Source organism: Williamsia sp. SKLECPSW1 (genome assembly GCF_054332755.1).
In genome coordinates, this window is sequence record NZ_JBTGLI010000001.1 from 2,251,396 (window position 1) to 2,262,999 (window position 11,604).

Here is an 11,604-nt window from a genome sequence, read left to right on the forward strand (position 1 = left end):
GACTGCCTCAGAACAGCGTCTGCGGGCGGATCACGTTGGCGAGGTCGACGAGTCGGAAGCGTTGTTTGCGGTCGACGGTGGACCGGGCCAGGCGGCGTAGCGACTTCTCGAGGCCCTCGCGGAGTCCGTGTTCGGTGAACGAGAACCCCAACAGGCTCATGCCGTCCGACGCTCGGTCGGGGTGAACGGCCAACCAGCCCAGGGCGGTTCCCAGCACCATGATCGACAACCGGGGTTTGCGTGGCTCGGTCTCGGGCATCGCCGCGAGGCGTCGCGCCGCCTGGCGGAGCTGCTCGTCGGTGACGGCTTCCGGGGGTCGGCCGTGCACGAGGGCGAGGACCGCGGTGCAGGCCGCGGTGTTGTAGTGGCGGCTGGTCGCGGGCACCTCGTCGAGCGCCCCCACAGTGCCCTCGACGTCGCCGACCGCGAAACGCATGCGCGCCAACCCGAATGCGGCGGTGACGATCCCGCGGTCGGTCTGCCACAGCGTCCAGTACTCGTCGCGCGCGATCCGGAACCAGTGTGTGACGACCGCGTCGCGCTCGGCAGCACCGTCGGATCCGGGTTCTGCACGCGCCCACCGCCCCATCAACTCGGCGGTCGCCGCGACGGCCAGCTTCGGGGCGACCTCTCCGGGCATCGCCGCGAGCACGGCGCAGAAACGCTCGTGGGCGAGCTCGGCCTCACCGTTGATGAGGGCACAGAGACCCAGATACCACTCGATCCGCCAGGAGTGCTGGTGGTGACGGGCCGTGATGTCCAGCAGTCCCAGGGCCGTGTCGACGTCGCGCAGTTCGATGTAGGCGCGGGCCTCGGCCAGATCCACCTCCAGCGAGGGGTGATCGTCCGACGGGTCGGTGCCGATCAGCGACGACAACCCGTCCTGCTTCGCGGACCGGATGGTGTCGAGGGTCTGGTTCGGCTCCGACAGTGCCGCCGAGGTGAGCAGCCCCGCAGCGGGATCGGATTGATCGACCAGCGGGACGGGCAGCGCGGAGGCGATGTCGTCGGGATCGAGGAACGTCTCCGAGTTGACCGGGTCGAAGAACCCGTCGACGGGTCCGAGCATCAGGTCGGTGCCGAACGTCGTGCGCTGCGGGGTGAACACCGTCGAGAGGGCCGGTCGGGGCACGCCGGTGTGACGCGCCACGATCTCGCGCAACACGGTGACCATCTGCCCGGTCATCTCGTCGGCCGAGGCGAAGCGCTCGTCCGGGTCGGGGTCGGTCGCGCGCTGCAGCAACCGCCGGAACGACTCGTTCTCGGCCAACACCGGCGAATCCTCCGGGGACGGGAGCCCGTCGAGGTAGCGGCCGTTCTCCATCGGCATGTCGACCGTCAGCACCGCCAGCGTCCTGCCGATGCTGTAGACGTCGGTGGCCACCTGCGGTCCGGTCGAGACGATCTCGGGAGCCTGGAACCCAGGTGTGCCGTACAGGTGCCCGTACCCGTTGATCGCCGAGACCGCCCCGAGGTCGATCAGCTTGACCTCCTGGCCGCCGATCATGATGTTCTCCGGCTTGATGTCGTTGAACACCAGTCCGACCGTGTGCAGGTAGGACACCGCCGGCATGATCTCGAGGACGTAGGCGATGGCCTCCTCGGGAGGCATCTGCGTCCGCTGGGTCGACGACTCGCCGGCCGGGGTGGTGAGACTCTTCAACGTCGCGCCGCCGACGTACTCCATGACGATGTAGCCGAAGGTGTTGCCGCGGTCGTCGGTGTGTTCGACGAAGTTGAAGATCTTGACGATGTTCGGGTGGGACACGGCGGCGAGGAACTGCCGCTCGGCGAACGCGACCGCCTGCGCCTCCCTGTCCTTGGAGTTCAGCAGGCCCTTGAGCACGACGGCACGATCGGCGACGTTGCGGTCGACCGCGAGATAGATCCACCCCAGCCCGCCGTGCGCGATGGCTCCGCGGATCTCGTACTGGTCGGCGACCATGGTCCCCGGTGTCAGGCCGGGCACGAACGAGTACCGGACGCCGCAGTTCGGGCACGACCCGGTGAGCGGGAGGTCGGAGTCGTCGAGCGACGTGCCGCACTGCCAGCACTTTCGTTTCGACTCGGGGATGACGGGGTGCTCCATCACCGCGTCCTCGGGTTCGATGTCGCGCACCCAGGTGACGTCGACGAGACCGGTTCCCAGCCGGCGGCGCTTGCGGGTCACGCGACTCGTCAGCGCCTGCGCCGACGGCGGCACCCGCGTCCCCGCGTTGTCGGTGGTCTGGTCGGGCGCCGAGGGGAGATCGGCGGCGACGGTCCCCACGTCGGGGACCGCGGCCTGCGTCGCGATGTCGGGCACCGCGGCCTGCGTCGAGATGTCCGGCACGGCAGCCTGCGTCGCGACGTCCGAATGATCGTGATCGTGCTGCACGCGCTGTGCCACCTCCCTGTCAGTCCCGGTACGTCGGCTGGGGCGGGTAGTAGACGGGCCCCAGGATGGAGAGCCACCGATTGTAGATCGCATACCACGTCCCGTCGGCGCGGATGCGGTCGAGGACGGCGTTCACGAACCGTACGAGATCCGGCGAATCCTTGTTCATGCCAATGCCATAGGGCTCGTCGCCGAGGCTCGCGCCGACCACGTGGAGGTACGGGTCCTGTTCGGCGAGTCCGGCGAGGATCGCGTCGTCGGTGCTGATGGCGTCGACCTCACCCTGCTGCAGCACCACCAGGCAGTCCGCCCACGTCGAGGCCGTCGACATCCGCACCGACGGAACCCTCGCCTGCAGTCGCGCGATCGACGTGGTGCCCCGTGCGGCGCACACGCGCTTGTCCGAGAGGTCTCCCGCCGAGGTGATGGAGGAGTTGCGCAGCGCCAGGATGCGTTGGCTCGCCTCGTAGTAGACGGTCGAGAACGCGATGTCCTGCAGGCGGTCGCACGTGATGCTCAACGTCTTCACCACGATGTCGACGTCGCGTTGCTGCAGGGCCGTGATGCGGTCGTCGGAGGTCAGGATCCGGTACTCGATGCGATTCGGGTCGCCGAAGATCGCCCGCGCGACCTCCCGCGCGATGTCGACGTCGAACCCCTCGATGTCGCCGGTCACCGGGTCGCGGAAGCTGAACAGATTGGAGCCGATGTCGAGTCCGACGATCAACCGTCCCCGGGCGAAGATCTGCTCCATCGTCGATCCGCGCGGCATCTGTCCAGGTCGCGGCAGCGGGGTCGGGCGGAGACTGCCGATGTCGCACGACGCCGGGGTCACCGACTCGCGGGGGGCGCTGGTGACGAACCCGGGCGGTGTGGGGGTCGTCGCCTGTGCGGTGGGCGGTTGTTCGGGAGGCGCGGGAACGCTGATGCAGGCGGTGGTGGTCACCGCCGTCAGCAGCAGGATCAGCGCCCAGAGCGCCCGGGCGCGGGTCACCGGTACTCCCGGATGCGGGGGATCATCCCGAGGATCGTCATGACCGCCGCGATCACCGCGAGCACGAGCGCCCCGGTGCCCGCGTAGCCGATGACGACGCGGGCGGTGTTGATGTCGTCACGGAACGTGGTGCGGGTGGAGCGGATGCCGTCGACGAGGGAGTCGTCGAGAGCCGTGTAGGCCGCGGACGCGCCGTTCGGGGACGACCCGACCGCCATCGCGGTGGCGCCGGAGATGTCGCCGACGGCCGACATGTCGGTCGCGGCCTGGTGCGCGTCGCGCCACGCGCCGAGCGCGCTCTGGGCGCGGTCGACGATGGTCCTGTCCGCCTCGTCGCCGGCGCTCGACCGGTAGTCCTCGAGCGCGGTGTCGATCTTCGCGAACGCACCGCCGACCCGCTTCTGGAGGATGTCCTGATCGCCTCGGCGGGCGAGGGCGAGCGTCTCCAGCGATCGCGCCTGCTGGGCGAGGATGCGCGCCGAGGTGAGTTCGCGCAGGGGCATCGCACCGCGTCGTTCCGCGGTGTCGACCGACGACACCGACAGCAGCGAGCCGACGAGCACCCAGACGACCGCGACGACGGTGACCACGATCGCGGCGACCAGTCCGAGGTTGAACCGGCGACGCGTGCGGCGCGACAGATATCGATGCGTGGTCAGCAGGGCGATGAGTACCACCGCGAGCGTCACGTAGACCACCCACGGCGGATCGGTGAACCGGTTCTGCGGGTCCGCCAGAGCCTCCGTCCGGGCCGCGTAGAGCCGTTCGGCGGCGGGCAGGATGGTGGTCTGCATGAGGTTCGACGCCTCACCCAGATACGCCGACCCGACCGGGTTGGCCAACCGGTTGTTCGTCCGGGCGGACTCGATCAGACCGGTGTAGACGGGGATCTCCTCGGCGAGCGTCCCCAGGTCGGTGCGGACGGAGTCGTTCTCGGCGGCGGTGCCGCCCGCCGCCTCGATCAGTGCGCGGGACGCCGTCGCGACGGCGTTCAGGTAGCGCGCACGCAGCGGCGCCGGCTCCAGGCCTCCCGCGATGAAGGCGGCGTTCGCGGCGGCGTCGGCGATCGAGAGGTTGCTGTAGAGGATCTGCGACGACTCCGCGATCGGTTCGGTGTCGGTGATCGTCTCCCGCAGGGCGGCCGTCCGGGAGTCCAGTGACACCGACGCGTACCAGCCGCTCCCGACCGTGACCAGCACCAGCAGTGCGGTGATGAGGAGCAGGCGACCGGGCGTGGTGCGTGCGAGACGTCGTGCTCCGGCCAGTGGTGACCGGGCCTGCTCGCGGGCGAGGGTCAGCAGTTCGCGACGCTCGTCACGGGTCAGTCGGGGCGCCCGGTCGCCCCGGCGCGACGTGAGCCGGTCGCGGTCGCCGCCAGGTCTGAGCCGGGAGCGCAGGAACGCCGCATCGCCGGTCACTACCGGTACCTCTTTCGTCGCCTCACACACCCACCGCCGGATCGCGAGCGGTTGTGGTCGACTCTAAACCCGTGCGAGGTCATTACCGTGGGTTCGCAGGGCCGCGGCACCCCGCCGGCGGCCCCGGGCGAGGAAGGCCGACGAGCGTGCGCGGAGATGGTGACGGCTGGGTGTTCGACCCGGACGGGGCCCGGTACTGGGGTCGACACGGTGCCGCCGGGCTGTTGCTGCGCGCACCCGTCGACGACGACAGGCGTGCGGTCCTGCTCCAGCACCGCGCGCTCTGGTCCCACCAGGGCGGGACCTGGGCTCTGCCGGGAGGGGCGCGCGACTCCCACGAGTCCGCGGTCGACACCGCCGTCCGCGAGGCGGGTGAGGAGGCCGGGATCATCCCGACGGTGCTGACGGTCCGCGACGAGGTGGTGACGCACACCGCGACCAGCGGCTGGACCTACACGACGGTGATCGCCGAGGTGCCCGCCCCGCTGTCGACCGTCGCGAACGTCGAGTCCACCGAGCTGCGGTGGGTCGGGGAGGACGAGGTCGACGGCCTGCCCCTGCACCCCGCGTTCGCCCTCGCCTGGCCGATCCTGCGCGAGCACCTGCGGTCCCTGTAGCGCCGTCCGGCGCCGGGAGGAGATCTCAGGCGGTGCGATCGATCGCGTGCAGCAGCGCGACCACCCCGGCCCGATCGGCGGCGTCGTCGATCCCGAGGCCCCACGCGCGGTGCCCGTCACGGTCGACCTCGACGAGCATCGCGGTCTGTGTGCCGAGGCGCTGCTGGTGCAGGCCGGTGATCTCCACACAGACGCCGATCGCGTGCAGCATGGCCGTCGCCGCGGCGAGCGGGCCGGTGGCGGACTCCCGCATCGACCAGATCCGATCACCCGACGCGATGGTGGCGTGGTAGTCGGTGAGGTCGTTGCGAGCGGGGGTGGAGTGCCAACTGCCGAGTCGGGTGACCGAGGTCGGCGCGTAGGCCTGGACGAAATCGTCCCAGCTCAGGACGCCCGCGTCGGCCCGGACGCCGCGGGGCAGCGGCGTGGCGAAGCGGGCGGCGGCACAGGGGCCGGAGGTGGGGCGGTGGTCGAACAGAGTGGTCATGACGGTGGTCTTCTGTCATCGCGCACGCGGGCGCGGGGAGAGGGTGACCGAGGGGGAGAGAGCGCGCTGACGACCCGCAGACGGGGGGTCGGTCGTGTCAGACCCCGCTGCGGCGGGTTACTACGAGTGCGCGTGTCATGGTGTCGCTCAGGCTAGACCCGTGCCGCGGTCGTCGGCAAGCAGATCCCGACGGAGTCCCGCTGCTGCGGCGGCGGGGTCGTCGGCCGCGGTGATCGCCCGGACCACGACGATGCGCCGTGCGCCGCGCTCGCGGACCGCGGGCAGCCGCGCGGCGTCGATCCCGCCGATGGCGAACCACGGCAGTCGACGGTCCCGATCGGCCGCGTGGTCGACGAGGTCGAGCCCCGCGGCCGGGCGGCCCGGCTTCGTCGGGGTCGCCCAGCACGGACCCACGCAGAAGTAGTCGACGCAGGGGTCGGCGTCGGCGGCGTCGGCCTGTGCGGTGTCGTGGGTGGAGCGGCCGACGACGACGTCGGGCCCGACGATCGTCCGCGCTGCGGCGGGCGGGAGGTCGTCCTGACCGAGATGCAGGACGTCGGCGCCGGCCGCTGCGGCGATGTCGGCGCGATCGTTCACGGCGAGCAGCGCACCGTGCCGGTCGACGACCTCGCGCATGCGGGCCAGCACGTCGAGTTCCTCGCGGGCCTCGAGCGCGCCGAGGCGGCGTTCACCCTCGGAACCCTTGTCCCGCAACTGCACGATGTCCACACCGCCGGAGAGGGCCGCGTCGAGGAAGTCGACGAGGTCGCCGCGCTCGCGGCGGGCGTCGGTGCACAGGTAGAGCCGGGCGTCGTCGAGGCGTGCGCGGATGTCCACGTCGTGCACCGTAGCCGCGGTCCGCCGCCGAGTAGGCTGGCCGTCGGACACACACGGGTGCCCGGGGTAGGCCGGGCTGAGATCGCGACACCATCCGTCGCCGACCGTCACACCTGATCCGGGTAATGCCGGCGAAGGAAGGCCCCCGCCCCATGAGTTCTCGTACGCGACCCCCGACGCTCACCGTCGTCGGTGCCGGCGTCGTGGGCAGCACCGTCGCCTGGCGGGCCGCGGTCGCCGGGTGGGACACCACCCTCCTCGACGATTTCCGATCCGCCTCCGGCTCACCGGTCGCCGCGGGGATGTTGGGCGTGGTGGGCGAGGCCCGCATCGGCGACGAGGACGCGTTCGCCCTCACCCTCGACGCCGCGTCGCGATGGCACGGTTTCCTCGAGGACCTCGCCGCCCCCGACGTCCTCGTCGCACGGGACACCCTGTTCGTGGGGGCCGACCGGTCGGACCTGGCCGAGCTGACCGCGGTGGGGCAGTGGTGTGCTGCGCGATCGGAGCCCCTCGACACGGTTGCCTCGCCCGAGATCCGTTCGTGCGCTCCGGGTCTCGCGGGGATCCGGCGTGGCCTGCTGGCCCGGGGTGAGGGTGCTGTCGACAACCGCGCGCTGCTGGGTGCGCTGGGGCGCGCCGCCGACGCCGCGGGTGTGCGTCGCTGCGACCGCCGTCTCGAGGCCCTGTCGGACGTCGATTCCGACCGGGTGGTGATCGCGACCGGTGCGTGGCTTCCCCAGTTGATCCCGTCCGCGCCCGTGCGCATCGAGAAGGGTGAGGTGCTCCGCCTGTCCCGCCCGTCGACGGCGCCGTCCCCGCCGTCGGTCGTTGTGCGCGGGCGGTGGCACGGGCGCGCGGTCTACCTCGTCCCCCGTCGCGACGGCGTGGTGGTCGGGGCCACGCAGTACGAGATGTCCGACCGCGACGACACCGGGCCGCGTGTGGGCGGTGTGGCCGATCTGCTGCGCGACGCCACCGACCTCATGCCGGGACTCTCGGAGTACCGCCTCGACGAGATCGGTGCCGGTTTCCGCCCGCTCACCCCCGACGGGCTGCCGCTCGTCGGACGTCTCGACGACCGCACCGTCGTCGCAGCGGGACACGGCCGCGGGGGGATCCTGCTGGCCCCGCTCACCGCCGACATCGTCCTCGACACCCTGACCGACCGGCCGCCGGGCCGGTGGGCTCACACCCTGGACCCCGGGAGGTTCGCATGATCACCGTCACCGTCAACGGCGTCGAGCACGACGTCGCCGACGACACCTCGGTCGCCGCGCTGCTGTCGCTGCTCGACCTGCCCGAGCAGGGGGTCGCGGTGGCCGTCGACGGGTCCGTCCGTCCGCGCTCCACCTGGGCCGACGGCGTCGACGCCGGAGCCCGGATCGACGTCCTGACGGCGGTGCAGGGTGGTTGAGGAGGCGACGCCGCTGGTCATCGGTGGTCGCGAGCTCACGTCGCGGCTGATCATGGGCACCGGTGGCGCCGCCAACCACGACCTGTTGCGACGGGCCCTGGTCGCGTCGGGGACGCAGCTGACGACCGTCGCCATGAGGCGCGCCGGCGAGGGCGGCGCCGGCGGCGTCGTCGACCTGTTGCGCTCACTCGACATCGAGGTGCTCCCCAACACCGCGGGGGTGCGGACGGCCGCGGAGGCGGTCCTCACCGCCCGACTGGCGCGTGAGGCGCTCGAGACCGACCTGGTCAAGCTCGAGATCGCGGGCGACGACCGCACCCTGCTGCCCGACCCCGTCGAACTGCTCGACGCGGCCGACGACCTCGTCGCCGACGGGTTCACCGTGCTCGCCTACACCAACGACGACCCGATCCTGGCCGCACGTCTGCAGGACGCCGGGGTGGCCGCGGTCATGCCGCTCGGATCACCCATCGGCACCGGGCTCGGCATCGCCAACCCGCACAACATCGAGATGATCGTCGCGGCGTCGCGGGTGCCGATCGTGCTCGACGCGGGCATCGGCACGGCGAGCGACGCGGCGCTGGCGATGGAGCTCGGCTGCGACGCCGTGCTGCTGGCGTCGGCGGTGAACCGCGCCGACGACCCCGTCGCGATGGCCACGGCGATGGCTCGCGCGGTGGAGGCCGGTCACCTGGCCCGCCACGCCGGCCGCATCCCCCGTCGGTTCTGGGCGCACGCGTCCTCACCCGACCTCGACTGGACTCCGACCCCCGGCTGATCCAGGCCGCTCCGGGTCCATCCTTTCGTCCGATGTCGGCGCACCGGACCGGCTGGCATAGTCGCCGGGGTGATCAAGGTGCAAGGACTGACGAAGACGTATGGGGGCACCCGCGCCGTCGACGACCTCACGTTCGAGGTGAAGCCGGGCATGGTCACCGGCTTCCTCGGACCGAACGGCGCGGGCAAGTCGACGACGATGCGGATGATCCTCGGACTGGACAACCCGACCTCGGGGACGGCCACCATCAACGGGGTCCCCTACCGCGAGCTCTCCGACCCGTTGCGACAGGTCGGAGCGCTGCTCGACGCGAAATGGGTGCACCCCAACCGCTCTGCCCGATCGCACCTGCGGTGGATGGCCGCGGCCAGCGGGATCGGTACCCAGCGCGTCGACCAGGTCCTCGCCGACGTCGGTCTGAGCGCGGTGGCCGGCAAGCGCGCGGGCGGCTTCTCGCTCGGCATGTCGCAGCGGCTCGGTCTCGCGGGCGCGCTGCTCGGCGATCCCGGTGTCCTGCTCTTCGACGAGCCGGTCAACGGCCTCGACCCCGAGGGCATCGTCTGGATCCGCAAGTTCATGAAGGCGCTGGCCGCCCAGGGGCGCACGGTGCTCGTGTCCAGCCATCTCCTCACCGAGATGTCACTCACGGCAGACCATCTCATCGTCATCGGCAAGGGACGTCTGATGGCCGACTGCTCGGTGGCCGAGTTCACCAGCCAGGCTCAGCGGACGGTCACCGTGCGCAGTCCGCAACTGCCGCAACTGCATCAGATCCTCGAGGCGGAGGGGCTGCACCCTGCGCCGAAGTCCGACGGGTCGCCCGTGATGACCGTCCCCGACGTGACCACCGACCGGGTCGGCGAGCTCGCCGCCGCGAACAACATCGTCCTGCACGAGCTCTCGGGCAGTGTCGCCTCGCTGGAAGAGGTCTTCATGTCCCTGACCGCGGGCGAGGTCCAGTACTCCGGCACCACCGGCCCCCAGGGAGGCGCACGATGATCAGCCATGCCATCGATGCCGAACGCATCAAGCTGCTCAGCACCCGCTCGCCCTACTGGTGCGTCGGCATCGTCGTCGTGCTCGGCATCCTCATCTCGATACTCATCGGTGTGTTGTCGGGCAGCACCAGCGAGTCCTCGTCGGATCTGCGCGACCCGTCGTTCTTCGCGATCGGTGTGTCCCAGATAGGTGTGATCGTCCTGATGATCATGGCGGTGCTGGCCGTCACGAGCGAGTTCCGTTTCGGCACCATCCGCACGACGTTCCAGGCGATCCCTCGCCGCGAGGTCGTGATGGGCGCCAAGGCCATCGTCTACGGCGGCCTGTCTGCGGTCGTGACCCTGGTGCTCGGCATCGTCACGATCGTCCTGGGCACGGCCCTCGCCGGTGACGCGGGTTCGTCGATCGACCTCGGCGGATCCGTGGCGATCCGGCAGTACTGGGGCATCCCGGTCTACACGCTGCTGTGTGTCCTCATCGGACTCGGCGTGGGCGCTCTCGTCCGGCAGAGCGCCGGGGCCATCGTGATCCTGCTCATCTGGTCCCTGGCCCTCGAGGGCATCCTCAGCGCCATCCCGAAGGTCAGTGCGATCGGGCCGTACCTGCCTTTCAACAACGGTGCCCACTTCCTGTCCGGGGACACGACGGACGGTGGCATCGACTACCCGTGGGGCCCATACGGATCGCTGCTCTACTTCGCGCTGTGGGCGATCGTCATCTTCGTCGGCGGTGTGGTCTCCACACAGCGTCGCGACGCCTGACCCGCGGGGCGGCGGCGTAGATTCTCCCCTGTGGAACTGCTGCCGACCGCCCCTCTCGGTCAGACTCCCGTCCGCGCGATGACCATCGCCGGCACCGACTCCGGCGGCGGCGCCGGGGTCGCGGCGGACCTGCGCACCATGGCGCTCGCCGGGGTGCACGGATGCGTCGCCGTGACCGCGGTGACCGTCCAGAACACGCTCGGTGTGACCGGTGTGCAGACCATCCCGCCGGAGACGGTCGCCGCCCAGATCCGTGTCGTCGCAGAGGACATCGGTCTGGGTGCGGTGAAGACGGGGATGCTGGCCACCGGGGCGATCATCGACGCGATCGTGGACGTGGCCGCCGAGGTGGGGATCGGACGCGATCGTCGGATCCCGCTCGTCGTCGATCCCGTCTGCGCCTCCATGCACGGCGACCGGCTGCTCGCGGTGGAGGCCATGACGGCCCTGCGTGAACGCCTCATCCCGATCGCGACCGTGGTCACCCCGAACCTCGACGAGGTCGTCCTCATCACGGGCATCGAGGTCGTCGACGACGAGACGCAGCGGGCCGCCGCGGTCGCCCTGCACGAGATGGGCGCACAGTGGGCCATCGTCAAGGGCGGCCACCTGCGGTCGAGTCCTCGCAGTTCCGACCTGCTCTACGACGGCACCGAGTTCATCCGCCTCGACTACGAGCGGATCGACACACCGCATGACCACGGCGCCGGTGACACGCTCGCGTCGGCGATGGTGTGCGCTCTCGCGCACGGGAAGTCGGTGCCCGAGGCGGCATCGTTCGCCAAGGGGTGGGTCAGCGAGTCGATCCGCTGGTCGTATCCCCTCGGTGCCGGCCACGGACCGGTGAACCCCCTCTGGCGGGTCGCGCTGGACGGGCCCGCCGGAGACCGGTAGGTCAGCCGACGGGCTCGCTCGGCGA

12 protein-coding genes are annotated in these 11,604 nt (G+C 70.9%); 7 read left to right on the forward strand and 5 right to left on the reverse strand.

Annotation, left to right across the window (positions count from 1 at the left end):
- Positions 1-7 precede the first annotated feature (7 nt).
- Genes ACXVUM_RS10520 through ACXVUM_RS10530 form a run of 3 tightly spaced genes read right to left on the reverse strand, consistent with a single transcriptional unit; the run spans position 8 to position 4,789 of the window.
- Positions 8-2,377 (reverse strand): tetratricopeptide repeat protein, encoded by a 2,370-nt coding sequence (locus ACXVUM_RS10520; protein WP_458521736.1) that lies wholly within the window; start codon positions 2,375-2,377, stop codon positions 8-10.
- A gap of 19 nt (positions 2,378-2,396) precedes the next feature.
- On the reverse strand, positions 2,397-3,371 hold the full coding sequence (locus tag ACXVUM_RS10525) for a glutamate ABC transporter substrate-binding protein (protein WP_458521737.1): 975 nt from the start codon (positions 3,369-3,371) through the stop codon (positions 2,397-2,399).
- Positions 3,368-4,789, reverse strand: a complete 1,422-nt coding sequence (locus ACXVUM_RS10530; protein WP_458521738.1) for a hypothetical protein — start codon at positions 4,787-4,789, stop codon at positions 3,368-3,370. Before ACXVUM_RS10530 ends, ACXVUM_RS10525 begins: the two co-directional genes overlap by 4 nt.
- A 146-nt stretch (positions 4,790-4,935) precedes the next feature.
- Here ACXVUM_RS10530 and ACXVUM_RS10535 point away from each other — a divergent pair, with 146 nt between their 5' ends.
- Complete coding sequence (locus ACXVUM_RS10535) at positions 4,936-5,406, forward strand: NUDIX hydrolase (RefSeq protein ID WP_458521739.1); 471 nt, start codon at positions 4,936-4,938, stop codon at positions 5,404-5,406.
- Positions 5,407-5,431: 25 nt separating this feature from the next.
- On the opposite strand, the gene ACXVUM_RS10540 is transcribed toward ACXVUM_RS10535, so the two are convergent.
- The gene (locus ACXVUM_RS10540; protein WP_458521740.1) at positions 5,432-5,893 is read right to left on the reverse strand and encodes a hypothetical protein; all 462 of its coding nucleotides are present in this window, start codon (positions 5,891-5,893) and stop codon (positions 5,432-5,434) included.
- A 147-nt stretch (positions 5,894-6,040) separates the two neighbouring features.
- Positions 6,041-6,730 carry a thiamine phosphate synthase gene (thiE, locus tag ACXVUM_RS10545; RefSeq protein WP_458521741.1) on the reverse strand — a complete coding sequence of 230 codons (690 nt, stop codon included), beginning with the start codon at positions 6,728-6,730 and terminating at the stop codon, positions 6,041-6,043.
- 152 nt (positions 6,731-6,882) lie between these two features.
- Between thiE and ACXVUM_RS10550 the strand changes: the two genes are divergently transcribed.
- The 6 genes from ACXVUM_RS10550 to thiD all read left to right on the forward strand — a co-directional run bounded on the left by ACXVUM_RS10550 (position 6,883) and on the right by thiD (position 11,579).
- Complete coding sequence (locus tag ACXVUM_RS10550; RefSeq protein WP_458521742.1) at positions 6,883-7,950, forward strand: FAD-dependent oxidoreductase; 1,068 nt, start codon at positions 6,883-6,885, stop codon at positions 7,948-7,950.
- A complete protein-coding gene (gene thiS / locus ACXVUM_RS10555) occupies positions 7,947-8,147 on the forward strand; it encodes a sulfur carrier protein ThiS (RefSeq protein ID WP_458521743.1) in 201 nt (66 codons plus the stop codon). The genes ACXVUM_RS10550 and thiS overlap by 4 nt, the downstream gene beginning before the upstream one ends.
- Positions 8,140-8,925 (forward strand): thiazole synthase, encoded by a 786-nt coding sequence (gene thiG, locus ACXVUM_RS10560; RefSeq protein WP_458521744.1) that lies wholly within the window; start codon positions 8,140-8,142, stop codon positions 8,923-8,925. The genes thiS and thiG overlap by 8 nt, the downstream gene beginning before the upstream one ends.
- 69 nt (positions 8,926-8,994) lie before the next feature.
- On the forward strand, positions 8,995-9,924 hold the full coding sequence (locus tag ACXVUM_RS10565) for an ABC transporter ATP-binding protein (protein ID WP_458521745.1): 930 nt from the start codon (positions 8,995-8,997) through the stop codon (positions 9,922-9,924).
- On the forward strand, positions 9,921-10,685 hold the full coding sequence (locus ACXVUM_RS10570; protein ID WP_458521746.1) for an ABC transporter permease: 765 nt from the start codon (positions 9,921-9,923) through the stop codon (positions 10,683-10,685). Before ACXVUM_RS10565 ends, ACXVUM_RS10570 begins: the two co-directional genes overlap by 4 nt.
- Positions 10,686-10,763: 78 nt before the next feature.
- The gene (thiD, locus tag ACXVUM_RS10575; RefSeq protein WP_458521747.1) at positions 10,764-11,579 is read left to right on the forward strand and encodes a bifunctional hydroxymethylpyrimidine kinase/phosphomethylpyrimidine kinase; all 816 of its coding nucleotides are present in this window, start codon (positions 10,764-10,766) and stop codon (positions 11,577-11,579) included.
- Positions 11,580-11,604 lie beyond the last annotated feature (25 nt).